Source organism: Microbacterium sp. A8/3-1, from assembly GCF_040267695.1.
GTDB classification, from domain to species: Bacteria; Actinomycetota; Actinomycetes; order Actinomycetales; family Microbacteriaceae; genus Microbacterium; species Microbacterium luteolum.
Map to the genome: position 1 here is coordinate 4,414,249 of NZ_CP158357.1, position 15,695 is coordinate 4,429,943.

The window sequence follows — 15,695 nt, forward strand, 5'->3', positions numbered from 1 at the left end:
CCCTATTCGTAGAGGTCGTCGGTGTCGGCGTCGTGCCGGAGGTGCGATGCGAAAGCGACCTCGGAGAGATCTTCGCGCGGACCGGGGACATCGGGTGTGCGCCGGAGGACGCTGATCCGTGCGCGGGGTGCGCCGTCTTCGACCTGAAGCCGCTCCTCGGCCCGGGAGAGGAGCACATGAGGTTCGAGATCGACGGCCGCGCAGACGGCGTAGACGATCGGGACGGGGATGGCTCGCTTGCCCGTGACGTAGTTGTCGAGTGCGCTGCGAGCGATGCCGATGGTCCGCGCCATCGCCGCGATGCTGCTCCTCGAGGCGGCGATCTCCGCGCGCAGCTGTCGGCCGACGGCGGCGTTGAAAAGGTCGGCAGGTGTCTCCATCTGGCTCACCATAGCATCGGCATGTAGCCAGGATGCCGTCATATTGGTTCACTCGACGCTTGTTCGCTTTCGATCGGGAGGATAGTGTCGACGGATGAGGGCGATAGCGAGTCATTTGGTGGCGTCCGCCGTCGTGTCCGAACTCGAGCGGGCTGACCGATCCGTCGAATGGCTCTCGGTTAGCACCGGCATCGACCGCGAGGTCCTGGCGTCGAAGCTGCATCTCCACGAGGACTTCACCATGGTGGATCTGTCCGACATCGCGACCGCCCTCGGGGTCCCGGTGTCCGCACTCGTTCCGAGTCCGCGGCCTCCGGGTCGGTGACGCGCGGTAGCGTGTCCGACATGAAGACAGTGCCGTTCGGATCCGCCACCGCCCCCGCCGTCGTCGCCGGAATGATGCGCATCGATGACAAGGACGACGCGCACATCCGCGACCTCTACGCCGCCGCACGCGAATCGGGAATCGACTTCTTCGATCACGCCGACATCTACGGCGGCAGCATGCATCACTGCGAGTCGCGGTTCGCCGATGCGCTGCAGCTCACTTCCGCGGAGCGCGATGAGATCGTGCTGCAGACCAAGTGCGGCATCGTGCCGCAGCAGGGGACGTTCGACTTCTCGTACGAGCACATCCTCGGCCAGGTAGAGGGATCCCTCGCGGCCCTGCGCACCGACCGGATCGACGTGCTCCTGCTCCACCGCCCCGACGCGCTCGTGGAACCCGACGAGGTCGCCCGTGCGTTCGACGAGCTCGAGGCCGCGGGCAAAGTGCGGGCGTTCGGTGTCTCGAATCACACGCCTCGTCAGATCGACCTGCTGCGCACGGCCGTCCGCCAGCCGCTGATCGCGAATCAGCTGCAGCTGTCGATCACGCACGCGCCGATCATCGCGCAGCCGGTCGCGATGAACATGTCAGGAGAGGAGCAGAGCGTGGTCCGCGACGGCGGCGGAATCGTCGAGTACTGCCGCATCAACGGCATCACCGTCCAGGCGTGGTCGCCGTTCCAGGGCGGCTTCTTCACCGGGGTGTTCCTCGGCAACCCGGAGTACGCCGAGCTCAACGCTGTGATCGATCGGCTGGCGACTTCGTACGGCGTCACGCCGATCGCGATCGCGACCGCCTGGATCACCCGTCACCCCGCGCACATGCAGGTCGTGCTCGGCACGACCACGCCGCAGCGGGTCCGCGATGCCGCCGCAGGCGCCGATGTCGAGCTCACGCGCGCGGAGTGGTACGAGCTGTTCCGCGCCGGCGGCCACGTGCTCCCGTAGGCCGAGCGGTCGCTTCCGACGTCGTCTACCCTGAACTCATGCCGTTCCTCTCGATCCTCATCGTCGCCCTGATGATCGTCGCGCTGATCGACGTCATCACGCGCGACGACTCCCAGGTGAAGCACCTGCCGAAGATGGTGTGGATCATCATCGTGATCCTGCTGCCGCTGATCGGCAGCGCGCTCTGGTTCGGGATCGGTCGCGAGTACGGCGAGGCCGGCATCTCCCTCCCGCGGATGCGGCGGGCGGAGCGGCGTGCGGGACCTGTCGACGTCCGTCTGGCACCGCCCACAGACGTGCGCACGACCGAGCAGCAGATCGCCGACCTCGATCGCGAGATCGAGGAATGGCGACTCCGCGAAGAGCTCGAGCGTCGCCGGCGAGACGGCGAGGAACCGGCCGCCGGGACGGCGTCCTAGGGCCTACACCGCGGTCGCGACCTCGCGATCGAAGGATTCCCGGACAGCGTCTTCGAGCGTCGGATAGCGGAACTCGAACCCTGCTGTCGTGAGCGTCTCCGGAAGCACCCAGCGGCTCTTGAGGACGAGCTCGGTCTCGGTGCGGATGCCGACGGCCCCGAGCTCCAGCATCCAGCGCGGCGTCGGCACCCCGATGCGCACCCCGAGCACGCGCCGCACGGTCGCCATGAACTCGACGTTGTCGACCGGGTGGGGAGCGGCGGCGTTGACCGCGTCCTCGAGAGTCGGTGTGTCCTCGAGGAAGTCGATGATGCGCGCCACGTCTTCGATGTGCACCCAGCTGAAGCGCTGGCGGCCTCGGCGCGCACCGGGGAAGTGCGCCGTGCCCGCAGCGCGGCGAGCGCTGCTCACCGGCCAGCGGCCGTCGTACTGCGCCCCGCCCAGCCCCAGCCTGGCGAGGTTCCGGATCGGGCCGAGCACGCCGCCGTGGCCGAGGACGATCGCGCTGCGCAGCGCGATCCGGCGCGTGCCGGGGAGATCGGCGGCGAACAGCGCCTTCTCCCAGGCCTTCGCGACCTCGACCGAGAATCCGCTGCCGAGCTCGCCGTCCGACTCGGTCATCGGTCGATCCTCCGCATGGCGGTAGATCGTGGCGGTCGAGGAGTTCACCCAGAGCGCGGGAGGGGCGGAGGCCTTCTCGATGGCGCTGCTCAGCGACGAGGTCGTGTCCAGGCGCGAGCGGAAGATCTCGGCACGGTTCTCCGGCGTGTAGCGGCAATTGACGCTCTTGCCCGCCAGGCCGATCACAAGAGAGGCGCCGTCGACCGCCTGATCGATCGCCGTCTGATCGCCCCAGCGGATGTCGGCGCCGGAGCGGGAGATCGTGACGACCTCGCGGCCCTCGGACCGCAGTCGCGGGATCAGGTACTGCCCCATGAATCCGGTCGAACCTCCGATGACGACCCTGCCTGCGCTCATCCGGCGGTCTCCTTCGCTGCGTCGGTCTTGATGCGGTACTCGAAGTGCCCGCGGTACTCGTACACGCGGCCGAGGAGGGGAGCGTCGATGCTCACACTCACGAACTGGCGGTCACGGTCGTCGTCGAAGCGCTCGGTGAGCCGGACGATAGGGGAGAGGGCCCGGGGGAGGCGCAGGCGCAGGTGTCCGAGCCGGAGCCCGACCGCGCGGCTGGTGAGTTCGAGGGCGCCGTCGCGTACGTCGAGGTCGAAGCAGGCGGCGATCAGGCCGGGCTCTCCGAGCTCGTCGACCACGCGGCCGTGGCGGGTGAGGGCGACCGCGTCGTGCATGATCCACGGCCCGCGCGGCAGGTGGAAGGTGCGTTCACCGATGGCGCGGGAGGCGATCGTGCGGTTCTCCACGCGGAAGGGGACGTCGCGCTCCCAGCAGGCGGCGACCACGCCGCGGCGCTCCAGCAGGCGGAGGAACGGCCAGAGCAGGCGTCGCGGAGTCCCGACCCGCTCGAAGACCCCCTCGCCGACGCCGACAGCGCCGTCGGGGATCGCCTGGAAGTACGTGCGGAGCCGAGGATGCAGATCATCGAGGCGGTCGCCGAGCGCCCTCGCGTAGGGAGACTGCGGCACAGGCGTCACGATTCGAGCCTAGCCCGCGGGCTCGTCGCCACCCGCCTCAGTCCGCCGGCCTCAGCAGCCGATCGAGGAGGGCCAGAGCCTCGTGCTGCGGAGCGGCGTCGTCGAGCAGCCACTGGGTCTGGAGGCCGTCGGATGCCGCCACGACGAGCGCCGCGACGGCATCCGGGTCGGCGTCCTGACGGAGGCGTCCGCGTTCCTGCTGCTCTCTGACCGTTTCGGCCAGGCGCGCTCGGACATCGGCGAACCGTGCCGTCGCGAACTCGCGCGCCACCGGGTGGCCGTCGTCCAGGGCGGTCGCGACCAGCGTCGAGTAGAGCTGGACGAGCCCGGGAACCTCCCGGTTGGTGCGCGCGGACGCGATCATCCGCTCGACGGGCGTGGCGTCGTCTGCCACGATCTCGTGCCGGTGGGCGGGGGCGTTGCTCTCTTCGTAGACGGCGACGAGGAGCTCCTCCAGCGACCCGAAGTAGTGCGTCAGCGCCGCGTGGGTGACCCCGACTTCACGCGCGATCGCGCGCAGACTGGTGCGGTCGGCGCCGCGCGCGGCGAACACCTCGATGGCGCGGTCCAGGATCTCCTGGCGCCGCGCGATCCCCTTGGCGTAGGCACCGCGCGGGCGGGGGCTCTCGTCATCGTCGGGCATGTCCGGAGTCTAGCGAATGAAAACTTCCGCGTGGAGGTATTTGGTGATAGCGTGCTCAGGTCGGGTCGCGCACCCGCCGTCACCGATGACCGAAGGAGCAAGACCGATGACGATTCAGACCTCCCTCCAGCTGTTCACGATCAAGGACCAGCTGGACGCCGACCTCGAAGGATCGCTCGCCGCTGTCGCCGCGCGCGGCTTCACGGCCGTCGAACCCTACGACTTCGTGCGCCGTGCCGCACCGTTGGCCGAAGCACTCACGGCAGCGGGACTCACCGCGCCCTCCGGCCACGCCTTCCTCGCGTCCGAGTCCTTCGTCAACCCCGACGGCAGCGGCACCACGGTGCCGGTGCCCTCGCCCGCCGAGGTCTTCGCCGCGGCGAAGGTGCTCGGCATGACGACGGTCATCGACCCGTACACGGCGCCGGCGCGCTGGACCTCGGTCGCCCAGATCGAGGAGACCGCGCGCCTGCTCAACGAGGCCGCTGCCGTCGGAGCCACCGTCGGCGTGCGAGTGGGCTACCACAACCACGCGCACGAGCTGGAGGCCGTGTTCGACGGCGTCACCGGCCTGGAGGTGCTCGCGGGACTGCTCGACGAGCGCGTCGTGCTCGAGGTCGACCTGTACTGGGTCGCCCGCGGCGGTGTCGACCCGGTCGCGCTGCTCGAGCGCCTCGGCAGCCGCGTGATCGCCGTGCACGCGAAGGACGGCACGCTCGACCCTGCACTCGCGAACGCGTATCCGCCGGCCGACCAGGTGGCCGCGGGCGAAGGCGCCGTGCCGCTCGTCGAGGCGATCGCCGCGGCATCCGCACTCGAACTCGCGATCGTCGAGTTCGATCACTACGAGGGCGACCTGTTCGACGCGATCGAGCGCAGCCGGGTCTACCTCGACGAGAAGGTCGCGCGCTGATGGCAGGCGGCACCGGTCCCGTCGGCGTCGGCATCATCGGCGCGGGGAACATCAGCGACCAGTATCTGACCCAGCTCACCACCTTCCCGGATGTGCGCGTCCTCGCGGTCGCCGACGTGATCGAGGAGCGCGCGAAGGCCCAGGCGGAGAAGTACGGGGTGCCGCGCGCCGGCGGCGTCGACGTCGTGCTCGACGATCCGGAGATCGACATCGTCGTGAACCTCACGATCCCCGCGGTGCACGTCGAGGTCTCCGAGGCGATCATCGCGGCGGGCAAGCACGTCTGGACCGAGAAGCCCATCGGCGTGAGCCGCGAGGAGTCCCGCCGACTGCTGGAGAAGGCGGATGCCGCCGGACTCCGCGTGGGCGTCGCGCCCGACACCGTGCTCGGCCCGGGTGTGCCGACGGCGAAGCGCGCGATCGCCCGTGGCGACATCGGTCGCCCGCTGTTCGCGCAGACGACGTTCCAGTGGCAGGGCCCGGAGATCTTCCACCCGAACCCGGCGTTCCTGTATGCCAAGGGCGGCGGGCCGCTGCTCGACATGGGGCCGTACTACGTCTCCACGCTCGTGCACGTGTTCGGTCCGGTCGCCTCCGTCGCAGCCCTCGGGTTGCAGGGCACGCCGACCAGGCGCGTGCAGGTCGGCGAGCTCGCGGGGCAGGAGTTCCCGGTCGAGATCCCGTCCACGCTCAGCGTGCTGATGGACTTCGAGCAGGGCGGTCAGGCGCAGAGCATCTACAGCACCGATTCGCCCGCCATCCGCCAGGGGATCGTCGAGATCACCGGCAGCGAGGGCACGCTCGTGATCCCCGATCCGAACACGTTCGGCGGAGCGATCTCGATCACCCGGCCGCTTCGGCTCGGGCAGCAGCCGGTCGAGCAGGAGGTCGTCGACGTCGTGCAGGAGGGCGTGCTCGCCGGTCGCGGCGTCGGGCTCCTCGACATGGCGCGCTCGATCGCCGCCGGGCGTCCGCACGTCGCGACGGGGGAGTTCGGCTACCACGTGCTCGACACGCTGCTGTCGATCGAGGAGGCCGCGGAATCCCGCAGCTTCGTCTCCGTCGAGAGCTCGCTCGATCGGGTCGGTGCGCTCGACGCCGACTTCGACCCCTTCGCCGCCACGCTCTGAGCGTGTCCCCGTGGCGGTGGAGACGCTCAGCGCGTCTTCGCCGCCACGTAGGCGTCGACGTTCGCGGGTGAGAGCACCTCGCGAGCGACCATGATGGCTGCGCCGAGCACGGCCGCCCTGTCGCCGGCCTGGGACTGCACGATCGCCAGATGCTGCGTCGCCAGCGGGATCGAGCGCCGGTAGACGACTTCGCGGACGCCCGCGAGCAGATGCTCTCCGGCCCGAGCGATGCTGCCGCCGAGCACGATGATCGAGGGGTTCAGCAGGTTGACGACCGTGGCGAGGACCTCGCCGACGTCGCGTCCGGCCTGACGGGTGGCCTCGATCGCGGCGGCGTTGCCCGCGCGGACGAGGTCGACCACGTCCGAGGCGCTCTGCACATCGTGCCCGTCTTCGCGCAGGGCGACAGCCAGCGCGGACCCGCTGGCGAGGGCCTCGAGGTCGCGCTCATCACCCGGTTCGCGTGCCGATCCGGCACCCGTCGGCACCTGGACGTGACCCATGTCGCCGGCGGACCCCTGGGCGCCGCGCTGCAGCTGGCCGCCGGCGATGATGCCCGACCCGATTCCGGTCGACACCTTGACGAAGATGAGGTCGTCGACCTGCGGCCAGCTCGTCGCCTGCTCGCCGAGCGCGAGGATGTTGACGTCGTTGTCGACGAGCACGGGGACGTCGAAGGTCTGCTGCACGTAGCGGGGGACGTCGAAACGGTCCCACCCTGGCATGATCGGCGGATTGGTGGGGCGGCCCGTGGAGTGCTCGACGGGCCCGGGCACGCCGATGCCCACGCCGAGCAGGGGGAGACCTGCGGCGGTCGGCGTCTCGAGCAGCGCCGTGCCGTCGGAGAGGATCGTGTCCAGCAGTGCCTCCGGCCCGTCACCGATATCGATCGTGCGCGTGCGCGCGTCGAGGATGACTCCGGCCAGGTCGGCGACGGCCACCGTCGCGTGCGTCGCGCCGAGGTCCACCGCGAGCACGACTCCGGCACGCGGATTGAAAGCGACGCGCGCGGGCGGGCGTCCGCCGGTGGACGCCGCCTCGCCGGCGGGGCGCAGCAGATCGGCGGCGAGCAGCGCGTCGACTCGTAGCGCCACGGTCGAGCGGGCGAGACCGGTGAGCGCGGCGAGCTCGGCCTTGGTGCGCGCATGTCCGTCGCGAAGGATCTGGAAGATCTCGCCGGTGCCCGGATTCGTCGCCGCGACGGGTCGCAGAACATCAACCATTGCGTCAGTAAACCACAGGCTTTCGCGTCGTGGCCGATTGACTTCGAATTTCGAAACGACAACTTTTGACGAAGGGCTAGCAAAAGTAGCGAGGCGTGTGTCAGAATCGCCGACATGACAACGGATGTCACAGACACCGGTCTCGGAACGATCCGAGCCGGCATCCTCGGCGGAGGATTCATGGCCCGCGTGCACCGCACGGCGGCCAGAGACGCAGGAGGCGAGCTTCGTGCCGTCGCCACCCGCTCCGCCGCGGGAAGCCGCCACGCGGCCGATGCGCTGGGCGCCGACCGTGCCGAGTCCGACGCGATCGCGCTCCTGGAGGCGGCCGACATCGACGTGGTCCACATCTGCACCCCGAACGCGACGCACGCCGAACTGGCGCTGCGCGCCCTGCAGGCCGGCAAGCACGTGGTGTGCGAGAAGCCGCTCGCCACGACCGCGCACGATGCGAAGACGCTCGCCGACGCCGCGGAGGCCTCAGGGCGCGTGGCCGCCGTCCCCTTCATCTACCGCTACCACCCGATGGTGCGCGAGGCGAGGGCACGGGTCGCCCGCGGCGACATCGGCGAACTCCTCACCCTGGACTGCTCCTACCTGCAGGACTGGATGCTGTTCTCCACCGACGACGACTGGCGGGTGCGCTCCGCCGCGGGCGGCGCATCCCGCGCGTTCGCGGACATCGGCTCCCACCTGTGCGATCTCATCGAGTTCGTGATCGGCGAGCGCATCCGCGCACTGAGTGCCCGCACGCGCCGGGTGTTCCCGGAGCGCGCAGGACACGAAGTCGACACCGAGGACATCGTCGCCGTGCTCGTCGAGACCGTCTCGGGGGCTCTGGGCACGCTGCTCATCTCGCAGATGGCCGCGGGGCGCAAGAACGCGCTCACGCTGGAGCTGCACGGCTCGCGGCAGAGCATCCGCTTCGAGCAGGAACGCCCGGAGGAGCTCTGGATCGGCATGCGCGAGGAATCCCGTCTGCTGCTGCGCGATCCGGCCGGCTCCGATCCGGACTCGGCGCGACTGCAGCGTGTCCCCGCGGGGCACTCCATGGGGTATCAGGATGCTTTCAACGGGTTCATCGCCGATGTCTACGCGGCGATGGCCGGTGCGCAGCCGGAGGGGATGCCGACCTTCGCCGACGGACACCGCTCGGCCGTGCTCACCGAGGCGGTCCTGGAGTCGGCGGCGGACGACGGACGATGGGTGGAGGTGACGGCATGAACGCGACCACGACACAGCCGGTGCTCGCAGTGAACGGCATCCGCAAGTCGTTCTTCGGTGTCGAGGTGCTGAAGGGCATCGACTTCGATGTGCGACCGGGCGAGGTGCACGGCCTGGTGGGCGAGAACGGCGCGGGCAAGTCGACCCTGATGAAGATCATCGCCGGCGTGCAGCCGGCCGACGAGGGCGTGGTCGCCTATCGCGGCGAGGAGGTGCGCCATGCGCACCCTCGGCAGGCGATGGATGCCGGCATCGTCACGGTGTTCCAGGAGTTCACCCTCCTGCCGGAGCGCACGGTCGCCCAGAACGTCTACCTCGGACGCGAGCCGCGCCGCGCCGGATTCGTCGACCGGAAGGCGATGATCAGCAGCACCGCCGCACTCCTCGCCGACCTCGGCGTCTCCTTCATCGATCCGCAGGCGCGCGTGGGTTCGCTCACGGTGGCGGAGCAGCAGATCGTCGAGATCGTGAAGGCCCTCTCGTTCGACGCGCAGGTCATCTCGATGGACGAGCCGACCGCAGCGCTCAGCGACCGCGAGGTCGAGCTCCTGTACGCGATCATCCGCCGCCTCACCTCCCGCGGTGTCGCCGTGATCTACGTCTCGCACCGGTTGAAGGAGATCTTCGATCTGTGCGACCGCATCACGATCCTCAAGGACGGCGCTCTCGTCTCCACCGACGAGACGGCCGCCCTCACGACCGACGAACTCGTGCGGCGCATGGTCGGCCGGTCGATCCAGTCGTATTTCCCGGATGCCGTGGACGGCACGACGGTGGGCGAGCCGCGCATCGAGCTCGAGGACTGCGGCAACGCCTATGTCGACGGGGTGTCGCTGACGCTGCGTGCGGGCGAGATCGTCGGCGTCGCGGGGCTTCAGGGCTCTGGGCGCACCGAACTCGTCGAGGGCGTCTTCGGCATCCAGGCGTTCACCCGCGGGACCATGCGGATCGACGGCTCCCCGGTGCGCATCACCAGCGCACGGGCCGCCGTCCGCGCCGGACTCGCGCTGGTGTCGGAGGACCGCAAGGCGCAGGGACTCGCGCTCGGGCAGTCGGTGCTGGATAACGCACTGCTCGTCGTGCGGAGCGTCTTCCCCGGTCGCACCTCCGCCTCGCGTCGCGAGGTGCCCGGCGTGCTCAGCTCGCTCGAGATCAGCTCTCGGGGACTCGACCAGGAGGCCCGTTTCCTCTCCGGCGGCAATCAGCAGAAGGTCGTCCTGGCGAAGTGGCTGCTCACGCAGCCCCAGATCGTGCTCTTCGACGAACCGACCAGAGGCATCGACGTCGGCGCGAAGTACGCCGTCTACCAGCTCATGCGCGAGCTCGCGGCTCAAGGCAAGGCGGTGCTCATGGTGTCCCGTGAGCTGCCAGAGGTGATCGGCATGAGCGACCGCATCCTCGTCATGCACGACGGCGAGCTCGTCGCCGAGCTGCCGGCCGGATCCGCGGAGCACGAGATCCTCGGGGCGGCGACCGGCGCGGTGGACTCCCCGAACTCGACGGACGGAGGTGCGCGATGAAGCGCATCCGGATCGACTCCACGGTCATCGTCCTCGGCATCCTGATCCTCGCCCTCATCGTCGGGGCGATCCTGATCGGGACCGTCGGACGCAACTTCCTCAGCCCCGGGAACATCCGGGACATCCTCACCGGCATGAGCGTGCTCGGCCTCGTCGCGATCGGGCAGACGCTCGTGGTCCTCGGCGCCTCGCTCGACCTGTCCGTCACCTACGTCATCAGCCTCGCCAGCCTGCTGGGGGCGACGATCATGAACGGCAGCCCGGGCAACATCCCGGCCGCGGTGGCGATCACGCTGCTCGTCTGCGCCGGGATCGGCCTCGTCAACGGGCTCATCGTGACGGTGCTCAAGGTGAACGGCTTCATCGCGACACTCGGCACAGGGCTCATCCTGCAGGGCATCCTCAACACGAACTTCGAGGGGTCGTCCGGATCCGTGCCGTGGGAGTTCCAGCTGATCGGCGCGACCGGCGTCGGACCGGTGCCCGTGTCGACCATCATCATGATCGCGCTGGCTGTGCTCGTCTGGTTCCTGCTGGACCGCACCCGCACCGGTGCCCACCTCTACGCGGTCGGCGGCGACCCCGAGATCGCCCGCCTGTCGGGCGTCCGCACACGTCCGCCGCTCATCGCCGCCCACGTGCTGTGCTCGGTGTTCGCCGGACTGGCCGGTCTCCTGCTGGCCAGCCGTCTCGGCGTCGGCAGTCCCACGGTCGGACAGCAGGGCGGCTACGCGCTGCTCTCGATCGCCGCGGTCGTCCTCGGCGGCACGCTGCTCCTCGGCGGGCGCGGCTCCGTCTGGGGCACGGTCGGCGGCGTCGCCGTCCTGGCGGTCGTCGACAACGTCATGAGCGTGATGCAGGTCAACCCGTTCCTCAAGGACGTCGTCCGCGGCGTGGTCATCGTGGCGGCCGTCGCCGTCTACAGCCGCCGTGCCATCGTGCGTCGTCGTCCGCGCTTCGGCGCCGGCGGCACCCGCACCGGCGGCGACGACGCGGCCAAGGCGGCCGAACACGAGATGGCGGCGGCCGCATCGCAGCTCGCCGATACGACTACCGCAGCGGAAGGAGGGCGCGCATGAACGTCCTGCGCTCGCTCGTCAGCCCTCGAGGCGCGGTCTTCCTGCTCCTCGTGCTGCTGCTGATCGCCGTCATGATCCTCAACCCGAGCTTCGCGGAACCGGGTCAGCTGATGCGCTTCATCCAGCGTGTGGCGCCGATCGCCATCGTCGCGATCGGACAGTACTTCGTCATCATCGCCGGAGAGTTCGACCTCTCGCAGGGCTCGCTCATCACGGCGCAAGTGATCATCGCGGGAAACCTCGTCCGCCAGGACGACTCCCGTACCATCCCGGTGCTGCTGCTCATGGTCGTCTTCGGCGTCGCCGTCGGACTCGTGAACGGGATCATCACCACGCTCCTCAAGGTGCCGTCGTTCATCGTGACGCTGGGCATGATGCTCGCGCTCCTCGGTGGAGTCATGTGGTGGACCGGGGGAGCGGCGACCGGGAACCCGGCCGACAGCTTCCGCGAGATCGGCCGAGGCGGGATCCGCGACGTGCCGTTCCTGGAGTTCATCCCGTGGGCCGTGCTGATCCTCATCGCCTGGCTCGCGCTGGGCATCTGGATCACGAAGCTGCCCCTCGGCAAATCCCTCATCGCGGTCGGCGACAACTCCGGCGCCGTCGACTACGCCGGCGGGCGCCGCGCCTGGGTCACCACGCGGGCGTTCGTCATCTCCTCGCTGTCCGCCTCGCTCTCGGCCGTGCTGCTCGTCGGCTACGCCGGCGTGCACCCCTCGGTCGGCCGCGGCTACGAGTTCATCGCCATCACGGCCGTCGTGCTCGGCGGCGTGGTGCTGGGCGGCGGACGCGGTTGGATCGTCGCCGCCGCCGCCGGGGCCTTCGCCCTCGAGGCGCTCTTCATGCTCCTGAACATCGCCGGCGTCCCCTCGACGCTCCGCGACGCCGTCCAGGGCGTCATCATCATCGCGGCCGTCGCATACTCCGCCGTCGCCTTCCGTGCGCGGCGCAAGCGCGGGCCGCAGACCCCTCCCGACCTCACCACCGCAGAAGCCGTATCGACCAGCACCATCCACACAGAAAAGATCAGAGGAGATTAGCAATGCGACGATCAATGAGGATCGCCACCGCAGGGGTGGCTCTCTTCGGACTCATCGCGCTCGCCGGGTGCACGACCGACCCGTCCGTCGCGCCGGCCGAGTCCGACAGTCCCGACGAGTCCGCGGAGACGACCGAATGGTTCGATCAGGAGCTGTTCGACAAGCAGAACGAGGAGCGCGGTGTCGACCCGCAGGGTCCGGCCGACCAGCCGTACCTTCAGCACATCAACGCCGAGATGGTCGACACGGCCGAGTTCGCGAGCGAGGGGGCCAAGAAGGCCTGCTTCGCGAACGCCTCGATCTCCAACCCGTGGCGTCAGACGGGCTGGATCACGATGAACGAGCAGCTGAAGGCGCTGCAGGCCGATGGCGCGATCAGCGAGATGGAGACGCGCGACGCGCAGGATTCCGATGACACGCAGATCGCCGACATCGACTACTTCATCGCCGAGGGCAACTGCGACGTGTTCCTGATCTCGCCGAACAGCACGGCGGCCATGACTCCGGCGGTCGAGCGGGCGTGCGAGACGGGCAAGCCCGTCATCGTCTTCGATCGCGGCGTGAACACCGACTGCTACGTCTCGTTCATCCACCCGATCGGCGGCTTCGCCTGGGGTATCGACACGGCCGAGTTCCTCATCGACAACCTCGAGAAGGGTGACAAGGTCGTCGCACTCCGCATCCTGCCGGGTGTGGACGTGCTGGAGCACCGCTGGGCGGCTGCCGAGAAGCTCTTCGACGAGGCCGGCATCGAGGCCGTGGACTACTTCACGGGCGCCGATCCTGCCGAGATCAAGAGCATCATCTCGGATGAGCTGGCCAAGGGCGACGTGCACGGCATCTGGATGGATGCCGGTGACGGCGCCGTGGCGGCCATCGAGGCGTTCGAGGACGCCGGAGCGGACTACCCGGTCATGACCGGAGAGGACGAGATGAGCTTCCTCCGCAAGTGGAAGGACACCGGTCTCACGGGTCTCGCGCCGGTGTACTCGAACTTCCAGTGGCGCACGCCGCTCCTCGCCGCGCAGATGGTCTTCGCGGGCCAAGAGGTGCCGAAGGAATGGGTGCTCCCGCAGAAGCCGATCACCGAGGGCGAGCTCGACCAGTACCTCGAGGCCAACGAGGGCATGCCCGACGGCCACTACGCCAAGTTCGGCGGGGAGGACCTTCCGGGGTACCCCACCGTGTGGCAGCAGCGACAGATCCCGTAAAGTCACGGCAAGACGCGTTTCGTCTCGTCGCTTCGCTCCTCGCTCAACGACCGGGTATCGCATCCGGTCGTTGAGCGACACTTCGACTCGCTGGGGCTCGCTCAGTACGGGTCTCCGCGAGACGAAACGTCTCCCCGACGAAGAGGAGAACGATGCCCCGCACGATCGCCGTCAACACGTGGGTGTGGACATCACCGCTCACGGATGCGACGCTCGAACCGCTCGCGCGGAAGGCCGCGGACCTCGGCTACGACGCGCTGGAGCTCCCGCTCGAGAATGTGGGGGACTGGGATCCGGCGCGGGTGCGCGAGACGCTCGACGGCCTCGGTCTCGGCGCGATCGTCGTGGGCGCGATGGGGCCGAAGCGGTCCCTCATAGACAGTGTCGGCGATGTCGCGGCCACGCAGGAGTATCTGCGGGCCTGCATCGACGCCGCACGCGTGCTCGGATCGGATGCCGTCGCCGGCCCCTTCTACGCGCCGACCGGGGTCGCCTGGCGCATGGACGCCGACGAGCGCGCCGCGGTCGTCCGCGAGCTGCGGGAGAACCTCGCGCCGCTCGCCACCGAGGCCGCGGATCTCGGGATCACCCTCGCCGTCGAGCCGCTCAACCGCTACGAGACGAGCGTGATCAACACGGTCGAGCAGGCGCTCGACGCGCTGGAGCCGCTGATCGGCGCGGGCGTCGGACTGGCTCTCGACACGTACCACCTCAACATCGAGGAGAAGAAGCCCGCCGACGCGATCCGTGCCGCGGGAGCGGCCATCGCGCACGTGCAGGTGTGCGGCAGTGACCGCGGCGCTGTCGGCGACGACCACACCGATTGGCCGGAGATCCTGCGGGCGCTCGACGACGCGGGCTATCGCGGTCCGCTGGGGCTGGAGAGCTTCACCGGCGAGAACGCCACGATCGCGGTCGCCGCGTCGGTCTGGCGCCCGCTCGCGGCGAGCCAGGATGAACTGGCTTCGCGCAGCATCGCAGCCCTTCGCGCATTGGAGCACTCATGAGCGTCCGCCCCGTCACCCTGTTCACCGGTCAGTGGGCCGATCTCCCGTTCGAGGAGGTCGCCCGACTCGCGGCCGAGTGGGGATACGACGGGCTGGAGGTCGCGGCATCCGGCGATCACCTCGACCTGCAGCGGGCGGACGAGGACGACGCCTACGTGGCCTCGCGCCTCGAGATCCTCGACCGGCACGGGCTGAAGATCTTCGCGATCTCGAACCATCTCGCCGGTCAAGCGGTGTGCGATGCACCGATCGACTTCCGGCACCAGGCGATCCTCCGCGAGTACGTGTGGGGCGACGGTGACGCCGAGGAGTGCGGCAGCGGGCGGCCGAGGATATGAAGCGCGCGGCGCGCGTGGCTCGCAAGCTCGACATCGACACGGTGGTCGGGTTCACCGGCTCATCGATCTGGCCGTATCTGGCCATGTTCCCACCGGTGCCGGCATCCGTCATCGAAGGCGGCTTCGACGACTTCGCCGCCCGCTGGAATCCGATCCTCGACGTGTTCGACGGCGAGGGCGTGCGCTTCGCGCACGAGGTGCACCCGGGGGAGATCGCCTACGACTACTGGTCGAGCGTGCGGGCGCTCGAAGCGATCGACCACCGGAAGGCGTTCGGCTTCAACTGGGACCCCTCGCACATGATGTGGCAGAACATCGATCCGGTCGGGTTCATCGTCGACTTCGCCGACCGGATCTACCACGTGGACTGCAAGGACACCCGGATGCGCCCGCACAACGGCCGCGCCGGGGTGCTCGGCTCGCACCTGCCATGGGGCGATCCGCGGCGCGGGTGGGACTTCGTCTCGACCGGCCACGGCGACGTCCCCTGGGAGGACTCGTTCCGCGCGCTCGACGCGATCGGCTACTCCGGTCCCATCTCCATCGAATGGGAGGACGCCGGCATGGACCGCCTGCACGGCGCTCCTGAAGCGCTCGCCTATGTGCGGTCGCTGCTGTGGCCGAAGCCCGAGGCATCCTTCGACGCCGCGTTCAGCAATCAGTGACCACCTCTTCGCACTCAG

16 protein-coding genes and 1 pseudogene are annotated in these 15,695 nt (G+C 69.3%); 12 read left to right on the top strand and 5 right to left on the bottom strand.

Annotation, left to right across the window (positions count from 1 at the left end; translation table 11 throughout):
* Positions 1-2: 2 nt before the first annotated feature.
* Entirely contained in the window at positions 3-380 is a 378-nt protein-coding gene (locus ABS642_RS21655; protein ID WP_350351731.1) for a helix-turn-helix transcriptional regulator, read from the bottom strand.
* 118 nt (positions 381-498) lie between these two features.
* On the opposite strand from ABS642_RS21655, the gene ABS642_RS21660 reads away from it, so the two are divergent.
* From ABS642_RS21660 to ABS642_RS21670, 3 genes are read left to right on the top strand one after another with little or no spacing between them, the layout of a single operon-like run.
* A complete protein-coding gene (locus tag ABS642_RS21660; RefSeq protein WP_350351732.1) occupies positions 499-705 on the top strand; it encodes an XRE family transcriptional regulator in 207 nt (68 codons plus the stop codon).
* Between the two features lie 20 nt (positions 706-725).
* Positions 726-1,655 carry an aldo/keto reductase gene (locus ABS642_RS21665; RefSeq protein ID WP_350351733.1) on the top strand — a complete coding sequence of 310 codons (930 nt, stop codon included), beginning with the start codon at positions 726-728 and terminating at the stop codon, positions 1,653-1,655.
* Positions 1,656-1,693: 38 nt separating this feature from the next.
* Positions 1,694-2,074 (top strand): PLDc N-terminal domain-containing protein, encoded by a 381-nt coding sequence (locus ABS642_RS21670; protein WP_350351734.1) that lies wholly within the window; start codon positions 1,694-1,696, stop codon positions 2,072-2,074.
* A gap of 3 nt (positions 2,075-2,077) precedes the next feature.
* Here the strand turns inward: ABS642_RS21670 and ABS642_RS21675 are convergent, their stop codons facing one another.
* The 3 genes from ABS642_RS21675 to ABS642_RS21685 are packed head-to-tail and all read right to left on the bottom strand — an operon-like array spanning position 2,078 to position 4,327.
* The gene (locus tag ABS642_RS21675) at positions 2,078-3,052 is read right to left on the bottom strand and encodes a DUF1731 domain-containing protein (RefSeq protein ID WP_350351735.1); all 975 of its coding nucleotides are present in this window, start codon (positions 3,050-3,052) and stop codon (positions 2,078-2,080) included.
* Complete coding sequence (locus tag ABS642_RS21680; RefSeq protein WP_350351736.1) at positions 3,049-3,684, bottom strand: DUF4166 domain-containing protein; 636 nt, start codon at positions 3,682-3,684, stop codon at positions 3,049-3,051. The genes ABS642_RS21675 and ABS642_RS21680 overlap by 4 nt, the downstream gene beginning before the upstream one ends.
* Positions 3,685-3,721: 37 nt before the next feature.
* Entirely contained in the window at positions 3,722-4,327 is a 606-nt protein-coding gene (locus ABS642_RS21685; RefSeq protein ID WP_350351737.1) for a helix-turn-helix domain-containing protein, read from the bottom strand.
* A gap of 106 nt (positions 4,328-4,433) precedes the next feature.
* Between ABS642_RS21685 and ABS642_RS21690 the strand changes: the two genes are divergently transcribed.
* Both ABS642_RS21690 and ABS642_RS21695 read left to right on the top strand, forming a co-directional pair.
* On the top strand, positions 4,434-5,240 hold the full coding sequence (locus ABS642_RS21690; RefSeq protein WP_350351738.1) for a sugar phosphate isomerase/epimerase: 807 nt from the start codon (positions 4,434-4,436) through the stop codon (positions 5,238-5,240).
* On the top strand, positions 5,240-6,370 hold the full coding sequence (locus ABS642_RS21695; protein ID WP_350351739.1) for a Gfo/Idh/MocA family oxidoreductase: 1,131 nt from the start codon (positions 5,240-5,242) through the stop codon (positions 6,368-6,370). The genes ABS642_RS21690 and ABS642_RS21695 overlap by 1 nt, the downstream gene beginning before the upstream one ends.
* Positions 6,371-6,396: 26 nt before the next feature.
* Here the strand turns inward: ABS642_RS21695 and ABS642_RS21700 are convergent, their stop codons facing one another.
* Positions 6,397-7,593 carry an ROK family protein gene (locus tag ABS642_RS21700; protein ID WP_282216505.1) on the bottom strand — a complete coding sequence of 399 codons (1,197 nt, stop codon included), beginning with the start codon at positions 7,591-7,593 and terminating at the stop codon, positions 6,397-6,399.
* A 114-nt stretch (positions 7,594-7,707) separates the two neighbouring features.
* Between ABS642_RS21700 and ABS642_RS21705 the strand changes: the two genes are divergently transcribed.
* The 7 genes and pseudogenes from ABS642_RS21705 (at position 7,708) to ABS642_RS21735 (ending at position 15,677) form a co-directional block, all read left to right on the top strand.
* A complete protein-coding gene (locus ABS642_RS21705; protein ID WP_282216506.1) occupies positions 7,708-8,817 on the top strand; it encodes a Gfo/Idh/MocA family oxidoreductase in 1,110 nt (369 codons plus the stop codon).
* Positions 8,814-10,337 carry a sugar ABC transporter ATP-binding protein gene (locus ABS642_RS21710; RefSeq protein ID WP_350351740.1) on the top strand — a complete coding sequence of 508 codons (1,524 nt, stop codon included), beginning with the start codon at positions 8,814-8,816 and terminating at the stop codon, positions 10,335-10,337. Before ABS642_RS21705 ends, ABS642_RS21710 begins: the two co-directional genes overlap by 4 nt.
* Positions 10,334-11,416 carry an ABC transporter permease gene (locus ABS642_RS21715; protein WP_350351741.1) on the top strand — a complete coding sequence of 361 codons (1,083 nt, stop codon included), beginning with the start codon at positions 10,334-10,336 and terminating at the stop codon, positions 11,414-11,416. The genes ABS642_RS21710 and ABS642_RS21715 overlap by 4 nt, the downstream gene beginning before the upstream one ends.
* The gene (locus tag ABS642_RS21720) at positions 11,413-12,456 is read left to right on the top strand and encodes an ABC transporter permease (RefSeq protein ID WP_350351742.1); all 1,044 of its coding nucleotides are present in this window, start codon (positions 11,413-11,415) and stop codon (positions 12,454-12,456) included. The genes ABS642_RS21715 and ABS642_RS21720 overlap by 4 nt, the downstream gene beginning before the upstream one ends.
* A 2-nt stretch (positions 12,457-12,458) precedes the next feature.
* Entirely contained in the window at positions 12,459-13,667 is a 1,209-nt protein-coding gene (locus ABS642_RS21725) for a substrate-binding domain-containing protein (RefSeq protein WP_350351743.1), read from the top strand.
* Between the two features lie 152 nt (positions 13,668-13,819).
* Positions 13,820-14,674, top strand: coding sequence for a sugar phosphate isomerase/epimerase family protein (locus ABS642_RS21730; protein WP_350351744.1), 855 nt, complete (start codon positions 13,820-13,822; stop codon positions 14,672-14,674).
* Positions 14,671-15,677 (top strand): annotated as a pseudogene (locus tag ABS642_RS21735) (sugar phosphate isomerase/epimerase family protein). The gene ABS642_RS21730 and the pseudogene ABS642_RS21735 overlap by 4 nt, the downstream one beginning before the upstream one ends.
* The last annotated feature ends 18 nt before the right edge of the window (positions 15,678-15,695 follow it).

Bases quoted from the DNA above. Each gene is read 5' to 3' on its own strand.
- ABS642_RS21655 (WP_350351731.1), bottom strand. From the start codon at position 380: ATGGAGACACCTGCCGACCTTTTCAACGCCGCCGTCGGCCGACAGCTG.
- ABS642_RS21665 (WP_350351733.1), top strand. From the start codon at position 726: ATGAAGACAGTGCCGTTCGGATCCGCCACCGCCCCCGCCGTCGTCGCC.
- ABS642_RS21670 (WP_350351734.1), top strand. From the start codon at position 1,694: ATGCCGTTCCTCTCGATCCTCATCGTCGCCCTGATGATCGTCGCGCTG.
- ABS642_RS21675 (WP_350351735.1), bottom strand. From the start codon at position 3,052: ATGAGCGCAGGCAGGGTCGTCATCGGAGGTTCGACCGGATTCATGGGG.
- ABS642_RS21685 (WP_350351737.1), bottom strand. From the start codon at position 4,327: ATGCCCGACGATGACGAGAGCCCCCGCCCGCGCGGTGCCTACGCCAAG.
- ABS642_RS21690 (WP_350351738.1), top strand. From the start codon at position 4,434: ATGACGATTCAGACCTCCCTCCAGCTGTTCACGATCAAGGACCAGCTG.
- ABS642_RS21695 (WP_350351739.1), top strand. From the start codon at position 5,240: ATGGCAGGCGGCACCGGTCCCGTCGGCGTCGGCATCATCGGCGCGGGG.
- ABS642_RS21700 (WP_282216505.1), bottom strand. From the start codon at position 7,593: ATGGTTGATGTTCTGCGACCCGTCGCGGCGACGAATCCGGGCACCGGC.
- ABS642_RS21705 (WP_282216506.1), top strand. From the start codon at position 7,708: ATGACAACGGATGTCACAGACACCGGTCTCGGAACGATCCGAGCCGGC.
- ABS642_RS21710 (WP_350351740.1), top strand. From the start codon at position 8,814: ATGAACGCGACCACGACACAGCCGGTGCTCGCAGTGAACGGCATCCGC.
- ABS642_RS21715 (WP_350351741.1), top strand. From the start codon at position 10,334: ATGAAGCGCATCCGGATCGACTCCACGGTCATCGTCCTCGGCATCCTG.
- ABS642_RS21720 (WP_350351742.1), top strand. From the start codon at position 11,413: ATGAACGTCCTGCGCTCGCTCGTCAGCCCTCGAGGCGCGGTCTTCCTG.
- ABS642_RS21725 (WP_350351743.1), top strand. From the start codon at position 12,459: ATGCGACGATCAATGAGGATCGCCACCGCAGGGGTGGCTCTCTTCGGA.
- ABS642_RS21730 (WP_350351744.1), top strand. From the start codon at position 13,820: ATGCCCCGCACGATCGCCGTCAACACGTGGGTGTGGACATCACCGCTC.